Origin of the sequence: Brooklawnia propionicigenes (genome assembly GCF_030297015.1) — a bacterium.
Lineage (GTDB): Bacteria > Actinomycetota > Actinomycetes > Propionibacteriales > Propionibacteriaceae > Brooklawnia > Brooklawnia propionicigenes.
Genome location: NZ_AP028056.1, coordinates 1,229,512 through 1,246,333 on the forward strand (window position 1 = coordinate 1,229,512; position 16,822 = coordinate 1,246,333).

General features: G+C 67.5%; 12 protein-coding genes. 8 read left to right on the forward strand and 4 right to left on the reverse strand.

Features of this window, described 5'->3' with window-relative positions; genetic code table 11:
* On the forward strand, nt 1-1,911 hold the full coding sequence (gene asnB / locus QUE25_RS05520) for an asparagine synthase (glutamine-hydrolyzing) (protein ID WP_286268146.1): 1,911 nt from the start codon (nt 1-3) through the stop codon (nt 1,909-1,911).
* Nucleotides 1,912-1,913: 2 nt separating this feature from the next.
* Here asnB and QUE25_RS05525 read toward each other — a convergent pair whose 3' ends face one another.
* The gene (locus tag QUE25_RS05525) at nt 1,914-3,083 is read right to left on the reverse strand and encodes a GAF domain-containing protein (RefSeq protein WP_286268147.1); all 1,170 of its coding nucleotides are present in this window, start codon (nt 3,081-3,083) and stop codon (nt 1,914-1,916) included.
* A gap of 210 nt (nt 3,084-3,293) precedes the next feature.
* Between QUE25_RS05525 and QUE25_RS05530 the strand changes: the two genes are divergently transcribed.
* The 7 genes from QUE25_RS05530 to QUE25_RS05560 all read left to right on the forward strand — a co-directional run bounded on the left by QUE25_RS05530 (nt 3,294) and on the right by QUE25_RS05560 (nt 12,089).
* Nucleotides 3,294-4,289 carry a thiamine pyrophosphate-dependent dehydrogenase E1 component subunit alpha gene (locus QUE25_RS05530; protein WP_286268148.1) on the forward strand — a complete coding sequence of 332 codons (996 nt, stop codon included), beginning with the start codon at nt 3,294-3,296 and terminating at the stop codon, nt 4,287-4,289.
* An 18-nt stretch (nt 4,290-4,307) separates the two neighbouring features.
* Complete coding sequence (locus tag QUE25_RS05535) at nt 4,308-5,324, forward strand: alpha-ketoacid dehydrogenase subunit beta (RefSeq protein WP_286268149.1); 1,017 nt, start codon at nt 4,308-4,310, stop codon at nt 5,322-5,324.
* Nucleotides 5,325-5,327: 3 nt separating this feature from the next.
* On the forward strand, nt 5,328-6,866 hold the full coding sequence (locus QUE25_RS05540) for a dihydrolipoamide acetyltransferase family protein (RefSeq protein WP_286268150.1): 1,539 nt from the start codon (nt 5,328-5,330) through the stop codon (nt 6,864-6,866).
* Between the two features lie 3 nt (nt 6,867-6,869).
* On the forward strand, nt 6,870-8,342 hold the full coding sequence (gene lpdA, locus QUE25_RS05545) for a dihydrolipoyl dehydrogenase (RefSeq protein WP_286268151.1): 1,473 nt from the start codon (nt 6,870-6,872) through the stop codon (nt 8,340-8,342).
* Nucleotides 8,343-8,525: 183 nt separating this feature from the next.
* Entirely contained in the window at nt 8,526-10,370 is a 1,845-nt protein-coding gene (gene ilvD / locus QUE25_RS05550) for a dihydroxy-acid dehydratase (RefSeq protein WP_286268152.1), read from the forward strand.
* Nucleotides 10,371-10,446: 76 nt separating this feature from the next.
* The gene (locus QUE25_RS05555; protein ID WP_286268153.1) at nt 10,447-11,499 is read left to right on the forward strand and encodes an ABC transporter permease; all 1,053 of its coding nucleotides are present in this window, start codon (nt 10,447-10,449) and stop codon (nt 11,497-11,499) included.
* Nucleotides 11,499-12,089: an ATP-binding cassette domain-containing protein gene (locus QUE25_RS05560; protein WP_286268154.1), complete on the forward strand. Its 591-nt coding sequence runs from the start codon at nt 11,499-11,501 to the stop codon at nt 12,087-12,089. The genes QUE25_RS05555 and QUE25_RS05560 overlap by 1 nt, the downstream gene beginning before the upstream one ends.
* Here the strand turns inward: QUE25_RS05560 and mobF are convergent.
* The 3 genes from mobF to QUE25_RS05575 form a co-directional block, all read right to left on the reverse strand.
* The gene (mobF, locus tag QUE25_RS05565) at nt 12,041-15,604 is read right to left on the reverse strand and encodes a MobF family relaxase (RefSeq protein ID WP_286268155.1); all 3,564 of its coding nucleotides are present in this window, start codon (nt 15,602-15,604) and stop codon (nt 12,041-12,043) included. The genes QUE25_RS05560 and mobF overlap by 49 nt on opposite strands.
* Nucleotides 15,605-15,777: 173 nt before the next feature.
* Nucleotides 15,778-16,008 carry an alpha/beta fold hydrolase gene (locus QUE25_RS05570; RefSeq protein WP_286268156.1) on the reverse strand — a complete coding sequence of 77 codons (231 nt, stop codon included), beginning with the start codon at nt 16,006-16,008 and terminating at the stop codon, nt 15,778-15,780.
* A gap of 58 nt (nt 16,009-16,066) precedes the next feature.
* Complete coding sequence (locus QUE25_RS05575) at nt 16,067-16,807, reverse strand: alpha/beta fold hydrolase (RefSeq protein ID WP_286268157.1); 741 nt, start codon at nt 16,805-16,807, stop codon at nt 16,067-16,069.
* Between the last annotated feature and the right edge of the window lie 15 nt (nt 16,808-16,822).

Here is a 16,822-nt window from a genome sequence, read left to right on the forward strand (position 1 = left end):
ATGTGTGGCTTGATGGGCTTCATCTCGACCGGCACGCTCGATGAGGCAAGGGTCGGCCAGGTCGCCGAAGGCATGGTCTGCGCACGGCATCGTGGCCCGGACGACACCGCGGTCTGGCATGACGACCGCGCGATCTTCGGCTTCAACCGGCTGAGCATCATCGACATCGAAGGCTCCAAGCAGCCGCTGCGCTGGGGCCCCCCGGACAATCCCGACCGCTACGCGATGACCTTCAACGGGGAGATCTACAACTACGTCGAGCTGCGCGCCCGGCTGGCCACCGATGACAAGGCGGTCTTCCGCACGTCGGGCGACGGCGAGGCGATCGTGGCGGGCTACCACTATCACGGCCCCGACTGGGTCAAGCAGTTGCGCGGCATGTTCGCATTCGTCATCTGGGACACCGAGACCCAGACGGCTTTCGGCGCGCGCGACTGGTTCGGCATCAAGCCGCTGTATCTCGCCGAGACCGGCGACGGCTTCGGGTTCGCGTCGGAGGCGAAGAGCTTGCGGGCGCTGACCGGGCCGGCCGTGGTCGACACCGATGCCCTGCGGCACTACCTCGTCCTGCAGTACGTACCCGAGCCGGAGTCTGCCGATGCGCATCTGCGCCGCATCGAGTCGGGCACCAGCTTCACGCTGCGCGATGGTGTGCTGACCGCCAAGCGGTACTTCCGCCCGCGGTTCGCACCCACGAAGGTGAACGGCCCCGAAGCCGAAGCGGAACTGTACGCGCAGATCCTCGAGGTACTCGACGATTCGGTCGCCAAGCACATGCGAGCCGATGTCACCGTCGGCTCGTTCCTGTCGGGCGGCATCGACTCCACCGCGATCGCCGCGCTGGCCAAGAAGTACAACCCGAACCTGCTGACCTTCACCACCGGCTTCGAACGCGAGGGCTACTCCGAGGTCGACGTGGCAGCCGAGTCGGCAGAAGCGATCGGCGTCAAGCACTATGTGAAGACGGTCAGTGAGACCGAGTTGTGCGAGACACTGCCGTTGATCGTCTGGTATCTGGACGATCCGGTCGCCGACCCGGCCCTGGTGCCGCTGTATTTCGTGGCCCGCGAGGCCCGCAAGCACGTCAAGGTGGTGCTGTCGGGTGAGGGCGCGGACGAGCTGTTCGGCGGCTACAACATTTACCGGGAACCGCTGAGCCTGCGTCCGCTCACCGCACTGCCCAACCCGCTGCGCAAGGGTCTTGCGGCGGTCAGCCGGGTGCTACCGCAGGGCTTCCGCGGCAAGAGCCTGCTGGAGCGCGGCTCGATCGATCTGGAGCAGCGCTACTACGGCAATGCCCGCAACTTCCGCGAATCCCAGTTGCAGGCCGTGCTGCGTGACTACACGCCCAGCTCGTTCCGCGAGATCACCGACCCGATCTACGAACTGTCCCGGGGCTGGGATCCGGTGGCCCGGATGCAGCATCTGGACCTGTTCACCTGGCTGCGCGGCGACATCTTGGTGAAGGCGGACAAGGTCACCATGGCCAACTCGCTGGAGTTGCGGGTGCCCTTCCTCGACAAGGAGGTATTCGAGGTCGCCCGGCATATCCCGATCAGCCAGAAGATCACCCGCAACCAGTCGAAGGTGGCCATGCGCAAGGCGCTGGAACCGGTCGTTCCGGCGCACGTCCTGAACCGCAAGAAGCTCGGTTTCCCGGTGCCGATCCGCGTCTATCTGCGCGATGACTACGGCTACGAGTGGGCCCGCTCGATCATCGAATCAGCCGGGACCACCGAGTTCATCGATCCACTGGCGGCCCTCGAGATGCTGGACGCCCACCGTCGCGGCGATGCCGACAACTCGCGGCAGATCTGGACACTGCTGGTCTTCATGCTCTGGTACGACATCTTCGTGACCGAGCAGGTCAAGCCCGAGGTGCCGCATCCGCAGTACCCGGTCCACCTGTGAGGTCAGCGTTCGTCGATCACCCGGATGCTCTCCGAAAGCCGGTACGGACGAGACTGCACGACCGTCCCGAGCGCTGAATTGACCCGGCAGATCTCGGCCCGGACCGCGGTCACGGCGTCCGGGCGCCCATAGACCGCCTCCGCCAGTTCGCGCGCGCTGACGCCAGCGGGATGATCGGCCAGCCAGGCCACGATGGAGGCTCGGCGGCCTGTCAGTTCGTGAATGCTGGTCGCCTTGGCGCCCGGCGCGGCGAGCCAGCAGCGGTGCGCCCCGATCGTCAACTCGAGTTGCGCCTGAACACCCTCGGACCGAGCAGCCGGACGCAGCAGCCAGCCGCCCGCCACCCGTTCAGCGCCCGCGACGCCGAGCCCGTCGACCGGGAAGGATCCGCTCAATCCGGAGGGCAGCCTGATCCTCGCCGAACTGGCGACCCCTTCGGCCGCCGCGACCCAACCCCAGTCGTCCACCAGCATCCAGCGGCCGGCGCCTGGAGTCCTGGTCGCTGCCGCCAGCCGGCCGAGGTCGCGACGATGCTCCTCCTTGAGCTCGACCCCGATCTGGCGTGCGACGCTGGCCACCAGAGCCACCGCCATCGGATTTGCCTGGTCCGCCGGGGAGGACAGATCGATCACGCCGAGTGGGCGCATCATCCGCGGATCGATCACCGGCGCCGCCGCACAACTCCAGCCGTGATGGCTGAGGTAGAAATGCTCGGCCGCATGCACATGCACCGGCGTTCCGGTGCTCAACGCGGTCCCGATCGCGTTCGTGCCGACGGCCTTCTCCGACCAGTGCCCACCGGGACGGAAGGCGAGCTGATCGGCGCGGCGCAGGATCGCCCGGCCACCCGCCCGCCAGCGGACCGTCCCGTTCGCATCGGCCAGCACCAGCAGGATGTGATCGTCGTCCAGCAGCGGGCCGATCATGCCCCGCACGATCGGCAGCACCGCCAGAATCGCGGCATCGTCGCCTCTGGCGCGGTCCGCGACGGCCGCGGGTTGGTTGACCGGATTCAGGCCACAACGCTTCAGCCGCAACCAGGAGTCGCGGATCACCGGACGCGGCTGAGCGGGCGGGCGCTCTCCGCGGAACCAGGCAGCATGAATCTTCTCCAGCACCTCGCGGTGCGATCTCTCATCCGACGGTACGAATGCAATGTCATACGAGTTCACGGCAACTCACCTTCGCTACCCCATTGACGCGCTGGCGATGCCTCCAGCCTAACCCGATGTTGCACTTCGTTACAGACCCGGATCGACGCTAGCCAGTGGGCAATCTCCCGGCACGGTCCGGCACCTGCTCTGGTGCGCGGGATCCGATCCGCCTAGCCTCTAGAGACCCGCTACCAGCGGAAGCCTCACACGAGTCGATGGAGATATCAAATGAGTGCACCAACCATTGAAGCCGCAAGCCGGGCCGGCTATTCACGCGCTGATCTGCTTGCCGCCTACCAGCGGATGAGCGAGATCCGCGCATTCGAGGATCGCCTGCACACCGAGAACCTGACCGGCGATATTCCCGGATTCATTCACCTCTACGCGGGCGAGGAAGCCATCGCGGTAGGGGTCTGCGACAACCTGCGTCGCAGCGACTACATTGCGTCCACACATCGCGGACACGGACACTGCCTTGCCAAGGGCTGCGGTATCCGCCCGATGATGTGCGAGATCTTCGGCAAGGAGGAAGGTCTGTGCCGCGGCAAGGGCGGCTCGATGCACATCGCCGATCTGTCGGTGGGCATGCTCGGCGCCAACGGCATCGTCGGCGGTGGACCGCCGCTGATCATCGGGGCTGCGCTGTCGGCCAAGACACTGGGCACCGATGGTGTCGGGGTCAGCTTCACCGGCGACGGCGGCTCCAACCAAGGGACCACGTTCGAGGCCATGAACATGGCCGTGGTGCTGCAACTTCCCGCGATCTTCGTCTTCGAGAACAACGGCATGGGTGAGGCCACCGCGGCCGCCTTCGCCGTCGGCTCCCACGACATCGCCGGACGCGCGGCAGCCTTCGGCATGCCCGCAGTGAAGGTGGACGGCACCGACTACTTCGCCGTCCGGGCAGCCGCCAAGGAGGCTATCGACCGTGCTCGCGCGGGCGGCGGCCCGTCGGCCATCGAAGCGACCTCGGTCCGCTTCTACGGACATTTCGAAGGCGATGCCGGGCTGTACCGCACGCCCGAGCAGCTGCAGGAATTCAAGGACACCATGGACCCGCTCAAGATCTTCCGCAAGAACGTGGCCGATCAGATCGATGCCGCTGAACTCGACGCGATCGACGCGGCCGCTGCCGAAGAGGTCGACGCCGCCGTCGCCTACGCTCGAGCCGCCGCCTGGCCCGATGCGTCCGAGGTAACCACCGACGTTTACGCGTCCTACTGATCGGGAAGGACAGACATTATGACTGCAATGAGTTACCGCGAGTCCATCCGCGCAGCGATCGCCGATGCCATGCGTGAAGACGACACCGTCATCGTCATGGGTGAGGACCAGCGCGGCGGCAAGGGCGGCATCAACCCCGACCCCACCATCGAGGCATTCGGTGGTGTCATGGGTGTCACCAAGGGTCTGTGGACCGAGTTCGGTGATGCCCGGGTCATCGACACCCCGATCACCGAATCGGCGATCATGGGCATGGCGGCGGGAGCCGCCGCGACGGGGCTGCGGCCGGTGGCCGAACTGATGTTCATGGATTTCTTCGGGGTCTGTTATGACCTCATCTGGAATCAGGCATCGAAGTTCCGCTACATGTTCGGCGGCAAGGCCAAGACCCCCATGGTGATGCGCGGCATCATCGGAGCCGGCATCGGGGCCGCTGCCCAGCACTCCGCTTCGCCGTACAACATCTTCACCGCGACCGCGGGCGTGAAGGTGGTCTGCCCGTCGAACGCCTATGATGCGCGCGGCCTGCTGCTGACCTCGATCCGCGACGACGATCCCGTCATCTTCTGCGAGCACAAGGCGCTCTACGACGTCAAGGGCGAGGTCCCCGACGAGCCGTACACCATTCCACTGGGCGTGGCCAACTACACGCGTCAAGGCGACGACGTGACCATCGTCGCGCTGGCCAATATGGTCAACGTAGCCAACCGGGTGGCCGATCAGCTCGCTACCGAGGGCATCTCCGTGGAGGTCGTCGACCCCCGCACCACCAGCCCGCTCGACGAAGAGGGCATCCTCGAGTCGGTGGCTGCGACCGGACGCGTGGTGATCGCGGACGAATCGACAGCCCGCTGCGGATTCGGCCATGACGTGGCAGCGCTCATCGCCACAAACCTGTTCAGCGAGCTCAAGGCGCCGATCCAGCTGATCACTCCACCGCACGCCCCGGTTCCCTTCTCTCCCGCACTGGAGCGCGAATGGTTGCCGAGCGAGGCCAAGGTCGCCGACGCAGTCCGCGCCGTCGTGGGGGCCTGAGCCATGGCAGAGATCAGAGCCATTGAGATCCCCAAGTGGGGTCTGACGATGGAAGAAGGCATGCTCGGCAGCTGGCATGTCGCCGAAGGCACCAGCTTCACCAAGGGCCAGGCGCTGTGCACGATCGAGTCGTCCAAGATCGCCAACGAACTGGAGGCGCCGTTCGACGGCTTCCTGCGCCGCCAGCTGGCTCAACCGGGCGACACCTATCCGGTGGGGGCACTGATCGCCGTCAGTGCCGAACCCGCGATCCCCGACGCCGAGGTCGACGCGTTCATCGCTGCGCGGCTTGGGCTGCCCAAGCAGACCGCGGATGCGCCGGCCCCGGTCGCGGTCGCCGCGGCACCGGCGCCGGCTGCTCCCCCGCCGACGATGCGGCCTGCCGCGGCGCCGCCGGCACCTGCGGCTCCGCCGCCCGGCGAGCTCGTGGTGCCGCAGGCTCTGGCCGGGGCATCGGCCGACGATGTGCGGGCGACCCCGCGAGCAGCGGCGTTCGCGAAGCTGCATGCCATCGACCTGGGCAAGGTGTCGGGCAGCGGTCCGGCCGGCAGGGTCAGCATCTCCGATATCGAGAAGGCGATCACCGCCGCCGGCGGGCAGTTGGCCGCCAAGCCGGAGTTCGCGCGCCAGCAGGTTCGCCTGCGCTCCCAACGTGATGATGCCGATGTCGCGGCAACCCCGGTGGCCAGGCGCCTGGCAGCCGCCCGCGGAATCAACCTGCACGACTGCCGGGCGACCGGCTCGCATGGGCGCGTCTGCCGGGCCGATGTGGAAGAGGCGATCCGCAAACTGGACGCCGGGCAACCCGCACCGGCAGTTCAGGCGGCGGTGGCCGAGGTCGCGCAGGTCAATGAGGCGACCGCACAGCCACTAACGCCGATGCGCCGCACGATCGCCCAGCGACTGCAGTCGTCCTACCAGACCTCGCCGCACTTCAGGGTGAACACCGAGATCCAGATGGACGCCGCACTCGAGTTGCGCGCCCAGATCAATGCCACGGTGCCCGGCGTCAAGATCAGCGTCAACGATCTGGTCGTCAAGGCGGTGGGGCTGGCGTTGACCCGGATTCCCGAAGTCAATGTGCAGTTCGACGAGGCGAGCAAGACCGTTCTGCAGTTCGCCGATGCCGATGTCAGCGTCGCCGTCTCGCTGCCCGAGGGCCTGATCACACCGGTCGTCCGAGCCGTGAACAAGCGTTCACTCGGGCAGATATCGGCTGAGATCAGCGATCTGGTGACCAGGGCGAAGGCCAAGACGTTGACCGCCGAGCAGTTCCAGGGTGGCACGTTCACGGTCTCCAATCTGGGCATGTACGGGGTGACCTCGTTCGACGCCATCATCAATCCACCGCAGGCAGCGATTCTGGCGGTCAGCGCCGGGGTTCGGCGCCTGGTGGTCGACGACGAGGATCAGGTGGACGTCCACACGATCATGGAGGTCTCGTTGGCCAGTGATCACCGGGTGATCGACGGAGCACTGGCGGCGAGGTTCGTCGCGGAACTGCGCTCGATCCTCGAGTCTCCGGCCCAGATGCTGGTGTAGATCATGACCCGAACAAGCGTTTCATCCGACGCATTCGATGTGGTGGTGATCGGAGCCGGGCCGGGTGGCTATGTCGCGGCGATCCGCGCTGCACAGTACGGGCTGCGGACCGCGATCGTTGAACGCGGCGAGTTGGGCGGGGTGTGCCTCAACTGGGGGTGCATCCCGACCAAGGCGCTGCTGCACGGTGCCGACACCGCGCATGCGATCGCCGATGCCGGCCGGTACGGATTCGATGTGCCGGCCGAGGTGGGTTTCGACATGCAGCAGCTGGTGAAGTTCAGCCGCTCGGTGGTGTCCCGGCTGGTCAGCGGGGTGTCGGCCCTGCTGACCGGCAACGGGGTCGAGGTGATTCGGGGCTCGGCTGTGCTCAGCGGCAAGGGCGAGCTCACCGTCACCGCCGACGGCCAGCCGATTCGCGAACTGCAGGCCGACCACATCATCGTGGCGACCGGTGCCCGTCCTCGGGTACTGCCGGGGATCACGCCGGACGGCGACCGGATCTGGACGTCCACCGACGCGTTGAGTCCCAAGAAGCTGCCGGAATCGCTGGTGATCATCGGCTCCGGCGCGATCGGTATCGAGTTCGCCAGCCTGTACGGCGCGCTGGGTACCGAGGTGACCGTGCTGGAGGCGTTGGACCGGGTCCTGCCTGCCGAGGACGCCGCCGTCTCGGCGGCGGTGGTCAGGCAGCTGCGGTCCCGCGGTATCCGCTGCGAGGCGGGGGTGACGGTCGGCACGGTGACGGCGGACGGCACCGGTGTGAGCACCACGTTCACGGTGGCCGGTGGAGCATCCGAGACCATTCGCAGCGAGCACTTGCTGGTCGCCGCGGGGGTCGTGCCCAATACCGAGGGGCTCGGCTTGGCCGAACTCGGTGTCGGGTTCGAGCGGGGCTTCATCGCCATCGACGAATGGTGCCGCACGGGCGTGGCGGGGCTCTATGCGATCGGCGACGTGGCCGGCGGTCCGTGCCTGGCTCACAAGGCCAGTCATGAGGCGCTGATCTGCGTCGACCATATCGCAGGAGCACCCGGGGTCCGGCAGCTGGATCGGTGGTTCGTGCCGCGCTGCACCTACAGCCGTCCACAGATCGCCAGCATCGGCCGCACCGAGCAACAGGCCCGCGCGCTCGGTCGTCCGATCGAGGTGGGAGTCTTCGATCTGGCGGCCAATGGCAAGGCACTGGCTCAGGGTGAAGGCATCGGGTTCGTGAAGACGATCTTCGATGCCGAATCCGGTGAACTGCTGGGTGCGCACATGGTCGGACCCGAGGTGACCGAACTGATCGAAGGATTCTCGATCGCGCACGGCCTGGAAGCCACCGCTGAATCGCTGGCGGAGATCATCTTCCCGCACCCGTCGGTCTCCGAAGCAATGCATGAATCGGTGCTGGCTGCCCTCGGTCGGGCCATCCACTCGATGCCCACGACGGCCCCGACCCCGAGTCAAACCCGAACCGCCCAACTGGTTTGATCCCTCCCCGGGCGCGCCGGCCATCCCAGCGGCTGCCGGAAGTCGTAGCTGCTGCCGAACCTTCGGCAGCAAGCGCGACTCTCGGCAGCCGCTGTGCTGTGGACTCCTTCAGGTAAGGACGTCCTCAACGGGTCCGGCTGGGATCGGCGGCTAGCCTTGGTAGGAGCGAAGGAAGGTTGAATCATGCCGAAGTTGCGATCCCGCACGACCACAGATGGCCGCAATATGGCCGGTGCCCGCGCCCTGTGGCGCGCCACCGGACTCACAAACGAAGACTTCGGCAAGCCGATTATCGCCATCGCGAACAGCTTCACCCAGTTCGTGCCCGGCCATGTCGGACTGCGCGACGTCGGCACCATCGTGGCTGATGCGGTCAAGCAGGCCGGCGGCATCGCGCGCGAGTTCAGCACGATCGCCATCGACGACGGCATCGCGATGGGCCACGACGGCATGCTCTACTCGCTGCCCAGCCGCGAGATCATCGCCGACTCGGTCGAGTACATGGTCAACGGGCACAAGGCCGACGCGCTGGTCTGCATCAGCAACTGCGACAAGATCACTCCCGGCATGCTGCTGGCCGCGCTGCGGCTGAACATCCCGACGATCTTCGTCTCGGGTGGCCCGATGGAATCCGGGCGTCCGATCACGATGGACGACGGCACCCAGTCGCAACGTCTCGACCTGATCGATGCGATGATCAACGCCGTCGATCAGAAGGTCTCGGACGCCGAGTTGTGGCGCATGGAGCAGGAGGCCTGCCCCACCTGCGGTTCGTGTTCGGGCATGTTCACGGCGAACTCGATGAACTGCCTGACCGAGGCGCTCGGCCTGGCGCTGCCGGGCAACGGCACCACGCTGGCCACCCATGCCTACCGCCGCGAACTGTTCGAGCAGGCCGGCAAGACCATCGTCGAGATCTCCAAGCGCTGGTACGACCAGGACGACGAGTCGGTGCTGCCGCTGTCGATCGCCACCAAGAAGGCATTCTCGAACGCGATGGTGATGGACATCGCCATGGGCGGCTCGACCAACACGATCCTGCACCTGCTGGCCGCCGCCCAGGAGGCCAACGCCGGATTCACCCAGGACGACATCGACGACCTCAGCCGCCATGTGCCGTGCATCTGCAAGGTGGCTCCCAACACCAAGAACTACTTCATCGAGGACGTGCACCGCGCAGGTGGCATCCCCGCGATCCTCGGCGAGCTCAACCGCGCCGGGCTGCTCGATCCCGACGTGCACTCGGTCCACCACGATTCGATCCAGGGTTATCTGGACGACTGGGACGTCCGCGGCGGTCAAGCACTGCCGGAGGCCGAACGGCTCTTCCATGCGGCCCCCGGAGGCGTCCGCACCACCCAGATGTTCTCCGCGACCGCCCTGTGGGACACCCTCGATCTGGATGCCGAGAACGGGTGCATCCGCTCCGTCGAGCATGCCTACACCACCGATGGCGGCCTGGCGATCCTCAAGGGCAACATCGCCACCGACGGTTGCGTGGTCAAGACCGCGGGCGTGCCCGTCGATCAGTGGGTCTTCCGTGGCCCGGCCAAGGTCACCGAATCGCAGGAAGAGGCCGTGGACGCCATCCTCAGCGGCCGCATCGAGGCCGGCGACGTGGTCGTGGTGCGCTACGAGGGCCCCAAGGGCGGCCCCGGCATGCAGGAGATGCTCTACCCGACCAGCTACCTGAAGGGCGTCGGGCTCGGCCCGAAGTGCGCCCTGATCACCGACGGACGCTTCTCGGGCGGATCGTCCGGACTCTCGCTGGGTCACATCAGCCCCGAAGCCGCGAGCGGAGGCGCGATCGGCCTGGTCCGCGACGGCGACATCATCGCGATCGACATCCCCGGGCGCACCATCAACGTGGAGTTGAGCGACGAGGAACTCGATGCCCGGCGCACCGAGCAGGACGCCAAGGGCTGGCGTCCGGCCACCCGCGACCGCAAGGTCAGCAACTCGCTGAAGATCTTCGCGCTGCTCGCCCAAAGCGCCGACAAGGGTGCCACCCGCCGCCAGCTCGACTGAGCGTCCGTCGTGGCGATCGGTGCGGGGTTGACTCGACAGCGTTGACTTAACCCCGCGCCAAGATCAGGCTTGCGGTATGCGCGCCATGATCGTCAAAGAGTTCCGTGAGTTGGGACGAGACCGCCGGACACTCGCGATGGTTGTCCTGCTTCCGGTGGTCCTGCTGGTGATCTTCGGCTACGCGGCGAACTTCAGCGTCGAGCACATCTCCACCGCGGTCATCGGCAACAATGCCGGCTCCGTCACGGACCGGCTTCCCGACCTGTTCGACGTCACCGAGGACGTCAGCGGCACTGATCCGGTCGAGTTGTTGCGCTCCGATCAGGTGGACGTGGTGATCGACACCGACACCACGCCGATGACCGCCTACGTCGACGGATCGGCGCTGTTCGTGGCCCAGTCGGTGCAGGTCGCGACCGGCAACAGCGGTGGGCTGCTGCGCGCCGAGGTGCTCTTCAACCCCGATCTGTCGACATCGTGGGTGCTGGTGCCGGCCATCGCCGGGCTGGTGATGGCCCTGATCGGCACCATCATCACCTCGATCGGGCTGGTCCGTGAGAAGGAGACGGGTACCATCGAGCAACTCGCGGTGCTGCCGATCCGCCCGTCGGCGGTGATCATCGGCAAGATCGCGCCGTACTTCGTCTTAGCACTGTTCGACATCACCGTCGTCACACTGCTCGGGTTGTCGCTGTTCGACGTGCCGTTCAACGGCCCGATCTGGGTTTACGCGCTCGGCGCCGCGCTCTTCCTGCTGGCGGTGCTGGGCTTCGGGGTGCTCGCCTCGACCCTGGCCGATACCACCGGCCAGGCCATCCAGACCGCGATGTTCTTCATGTTTCCCCAGATTCTGCTGTCGGGGATGATCTTTCCCCTGGAGGCCATGCCGTGGGGCGTGCGCTGGATCGGCTACGGCCTGCCACTGACGTATTTCATCAAGGTGGCCCACGGGGTTCTGCTGCGTGGCGCGGGTTTTGGCGATCTGTGGCCGAGCCTGCTCATCCTGGCCGCGATGGCGGTCATCATCTTGTCCGTCGCGATCCTGCGTTTCGGCGCCTCCCTGGCCCCGCACCAGCGCCACCAGGCCGGCACGACCGGCAAGCACGTTGCCGCGCGCAGGGCTGCCTGATGTTCGGCGTCCGCAATGTCAGCGTGCATTTCGGCGAGGTCCCGGCCTTGGACGACGTCAGCTTCGACGTGGCGCCTGGCACCGTGAGCACTGTCGTCGGCGGCGACGGCGCCGGTAAGACGACACTGCTGCGGGTGCTCGCCGGGCGGGTGGTACCCGAGCGCGGCACCGTCTCGGCACCCATCGGGCGCGACCTCGGCATGCTGCCGGCCTCGGCCGGCTCATGGGCGAACCTGACCGTGCGCCAGAACCTCGAGTTCGTGGCCTCGGTCTTCGGGCTCAGCCGCAGCCAGGCCGTGGCCCGCAGCAGTGAGCTGATCGAACTGGCCGGGCTGCAGACAGCACATGACCGGCTCGGCTCGGCGCTGTCGGGCGGCATGCGCCGCAAACTCGGTGTGATCATGGCCCTGGTCGGGCACCCCCAGTTGGTTCTGCTCGACGAGCCGAGCAGTCAAATGGGAGGTACCCGATTGGTCACTTCCAAGTCTACCGACTTCGCGCTGGCAGCAAGACGGGGCTCGCCGGAGAGTCGGGTGGTTTGTCAGAGGCGACGCCCCTGGTCAACGCGAGGGGCGCGGCGCTGCTCGTGAGCATCACCTGAACGCTTGGTGAGTCGCCGGAGTCGGGTGAGAGCGGCCTGTGCCGAGCGGTGTTCGGCGGCTTGCTCGGCGGTGCGGACGTCCTTAGTGTCGCCCAGCGGCGACGAGCCGCTGATCTCGTAGCGGTGCCGGTACAGCGCAACGGTTGCCGCCTCGGTCTGCCACTGCGCTCGCGCTCTCGACGCAGAGGGAGGCTTCCCGAGCCGCGAGAGCAACGCGGCCCCGGCTTGCTCAGCGTCGTTCACAAGTTGCCGGGCGCGGGCTTCGATGAGTGCTTGGCGTTCGTCGAGCGCGGTCTGCATGTCGTCGGGGATGGGCTGGGCTGGAGTGGCGATGAGCCCGGCGACCCGTCGCCTGCGGTTCTTGCCCGCTGCGAGTTGGCTGGTCGCCTGGTCGAGCATGGTCGCCAACTGCGCGGCGGGGTCGCTCTGCTCGTCGCCGGGTGTCAGCCGGGGCGCGAGCGCGTTCAGTGCGACGGCGGCGAGATGCCCGGCGGCTTCGTGTCGGGCGAGTGCTGCTTCGAGGCGTTCGTAGTAGGGGCTGGTGAATACGTCGTCGGCCACGTCGTCGGGGAACGGGGCGACGTCGAGCAGGGTGGCCCAGCGGTCGATTTGCGCTTCGCGGGCGAGCACGTCGTACTCGTCCATCAGCGTGGACAGCGAGGCGTGACGATCGACCTCGAGATTCAGCGTCTCGGTGGCCGACAGGTCGGCATCGCTGCGCTTGAGCACTTCGGCCAGCCGTTCGATGAGCGTCAACGGCCCCCGCTGGTCGAGATGGGGTTCGACCTCGTGCGGGTCAGGAACGATGACGTAGGCGTGGTTGCGGAACTTGCCTCGGGTCATGGCGACGTAGAACAACTCCCGGCCCGCCTTCTCGGGATCAACGAGAGCGTGCGCGGTGTCGACGCTGGCTCCTTGGGCGCGGTGAACAGTGCTGGCGTAGCCGAGTTCCAGTTCCTCACGGACGTACTTCGCGGGCAGCACGAGAGCCTTGCCGCGCGGCTCGTCGCCACCGCCGAGGCGACGAACGGCGAAGGAACCGTCCTCGTAGCGGTGCGTGATCTGCCAGCGGTCACCGTTCTTCACCCACGTCCTGCCGGTGGTCAGGCGACGGTCGTTGAGACGGGTGACGACCAGATCACCGACCCCGGCGGTGGTGCCGTCGTGCAGCCCGACCCCTTCGGCTTCGACCCGGCCAGCGGCGACGAGATCGGCACGGGCGCGCTCATTCAGCTGCGCGACCATCTCGCCGGTGCCCGCGATCATCAACGTGCGCAGGCCCTCGTCGCGGTCGGCGCGCCACGCATCATAGATCGCATCCTGCATCGTCTCGGCGTCGCCCTCGACCAGCCGGCCTTCTGCGTTGTATGCGTCCAGGGCCTTGGTGTTGCCGTGGCGCAGGCCGAGGCTGGCGGTCTTCTCCCACTCGTGGGCGAAGCGCCGCACGTCGGTGAGCTCGGGCACGCGGTGGCGGTGCCGCACGAGCATCCCGAACGCCCCGCCCGTCTCCACGGCCGAGAGTTGTGCCCAGTCCCCGATGAGGACGACTTTGGCCCCGACCTCGGCGGCGTGCGCGGTGATCCGATCCAACGCGAGCGTGCCCGCGACGGAGGACTCGTCGACGAGCACGAGCTGCCCGGCCTCCAGGCTCCAGCGCCCCTTGGCGTGTTCGTAGAGGAACTTCGCGGTGTTCTCCGCCCGGAGGCCGAGCGAGTCACCGAGCACTTCGGCTGCCGCCGCCGACGGCGCGAGCCCGATCACCGAGTCACGCCCGTGCGCTGCCGTCCATGCACGATGCAAGGCCCGCAGCGCCGTCGTCTTCCCGGCACCGGCGGGGCCGACCAGCAGGTCAAGCGTCAACCCGGAGCGGGCGATGCGGGTGATCGCGGTGGCCTGATCCGGATCGAGCCGGACACCCCTGATCTTGCGGGAGACATGCCGAGCCACCAACCGCGCCCTCAACGCTGGCCCGGTCTCGTCCTTGCTGTGCGCGAGGAGGCGCTGTTCGGCGTCGAGGATGTCCTGGCTGGAGTAGGCGATCTGATCGACGGGCTGGAACCTGCTGCCCTCGTCCTCGACGTAGTGCGCGGGCACGGCCCGGTCGTAGGCCGGGGTCAGCCTGAACGATTCCGTCTCGACGCGGGAGACGATCTGATCGAACACCGCCAGCCGATCGGCGGTGGTGGCGAAGCGTGCGCCCATGAGTTGCCGCGCTGCTTCGGCGTGCACATTCCAGCGCCCCCAGGTTGCACGCCGGTTCGCCACCGTCATCAGCACGACCGTGGCGAGGTCGTCGAGCTGCTCCAGGCCGAGGTCGTCGGCACGCAACAAGGCTTCGGTCGCACCCTGGTCGAGCAGATGCTGCGCCCAGGTGGTGGCGTCCTCGCCCAACGTGAGTGTGGCGCGCTCGCGCCACTCGGCGGTCAACTCCGCCAGCGAGTGCAGCACTTTCTCGGGACGGGTCTCCAACGTCGCCTGCTGCCGCAGTCTCGCCACGACCCGCGCCGAGGGCTGCCTGCCGTGCTCGGCCACGTACTCGGCGATGAGCCGGTTCTTCACCTGCTCGATCCCCTCGGCCCCGTCACGGGTGCCGGTGGTGCGGCGGGAGAACTCCGCCAACAGCGTCGCGGGCACGCCCGCGATCTCCCAGCCGGTGTTGCGATCCTTGCCGCGATCCACCGGCACCCACGTCACCCCGAGCAGCCGGGCCGTGTGATCGGTCAGGAAGGCGTTGTACGTCTCCGACAGCGCGACGGCGGCCTTGTGCAGACGGCGCGAGTCCAGCGTCCTCCAGCGACCGTCGATGCCCTGCACCTTGTTCGACACCACGACGTGCGTGTGCAGCTGCGGGTCGGCGGCGCGGGAGTCGTAATGGTCGAACGCCGTGGCGATCACCCCGACGATGGGCATCTGCGCGACCCCGCCCCGGCCCACCCGCGTTACGGCGACGCGCTGTTCTAGCACGACGATGGTGTCGCGCATCGCGGCGTGATGCGCCTTGGCGATCAAGGCTTGCGTGCCCGCGTCGGCCACGCCCCAGATCGCGCTCACCGACTTCGGCGGCGAGAACGTCAAGTCGAACCCCGCAACAGTGGTGCGGGGTGGCTTGGCTAGTTCCTCCTCGCGGATGCGTTGCACCGCTTGCTCCCGTTGCTCGCCGCGCAACCTGGGGCTCAGGCGTGCAACCCTGGCTGCAATCCGCTCGCGTGGGGGTTGCAACTTCGGGAACCGGGTGCCGAGCCGTTCGCCGGTGACCGGGTGGATGCCCTCGCCCAAGAGCCGGGCGAGGTGTTCCTCGGTCACGGTGTCGCCCTCCGCGATCGCCGGGGAGCGGCCGTCGTCGAGGCTCGTCAGGCCGGTGCCGACCCAGGTACCGGGCGGGCAGCCCGACTCGGTGTAGTACCGGGTCAGGGGGCTGCTCATCTCCCGGTCGCCGTCACCAACGACGACCGACTTCAGCAGATACTCAAAGCCCTTGCCCGACGACATGGGCCGGATCGTCATCACCACGACGGCCCCTCCCCGAGACAGGCTCAGGAGGGGCCGTCTCAGGGGTCAGGTGGGCGCTCCGCGCCCGAGCGGGGCACCCTGGTGCCAGACGTGTGGGGGAACGAACCTGGCCTGAGCTGGGCTCGCCTACCGAACTGCGTAGTGTCGCAATCTGCCCGGGCGCGTTCCTACAGCGTCCTATCGAGGTGTGAGACGATCGCTCGGGTGATGGTGGGCAAGCCCGGGTAGGGGAACTGGTGGCCTACCCCGTCGAGCCAGAGGGGCTGTGCGTTCGGGATCAGCTCGACGAGCCTGCGGGCGTGCTCGACCGGGAGGAACGTATCGGCCGTGCCGTGGATGACCAGCGCCGGAACCCGGAGGCTGCCCAGCGATCCATAGCGAGAACGGGTCACGGTCACCGCGGCCCGGTGCTGGAGGACGGCCCGCAGATTGATGCCGCGCCGGTGGCGCAGGCCATTAGACCACGAGCTCGGCGAGCTCCTCGACGTCCAGGCCCTCGTAGCCGTTGCCGCTGATGGTCTTGGCGACGATCTCCTTGACGAGGTTCTTCTCGCCGCCGAGGAGCCGGTAGCGCAGTATCGGGATGCCGGCCAAAGCGGCGCGCAGCATCGGCCCCATGCGGGGCGCTGGGAGGCTGGCATCCGTCGGGTCGGCCGCCGTCGACATGAGCGTGAGGGAGGCCACGCGGCCGGGATGGCCGATTGCGACCTCCTGGGCGACGAACCCACCGAGGGAGAGCCCGATGAGGTGCGCCTTCTCCACCTGCAGCGCGTCGAGCACCGCGATCGCGTCGTCGGCCATGTCGAGCAGCGAGTACGGGTGCCGGCGGCTCCACTCGGGCATCCAGTCCGAAGCGCCGGTGCCGCGCTGGTCGTAGCGGATCACCCGGTATCCCGCACGGCCGAGGTCGCGGATGAAGCCCGGCGGCCAGAACAGCGAGTCGCCGCCCATCGAAGTGCTCAGCAGCACGACGCCCTTCTCGGGCCCCGCAGCCGGGATGCTCTCGTACCAGATGCGCACTCCGCCCGAGTCGACATGCCCCGTCTCACCGGCGACGACGTGCGATAGGTCGCTCCCCGCCACTCGCTCGATGATGGCATCGGTGCCCGGCGGGAGCTTCGGCCCGCCGCGCCAGAACCAGAGCGCCAGACCGGCAAGACCGGCCAGCGCCCCGACTGCCGCTGCGGAGACCTTCACGGATCAATCTTCTCA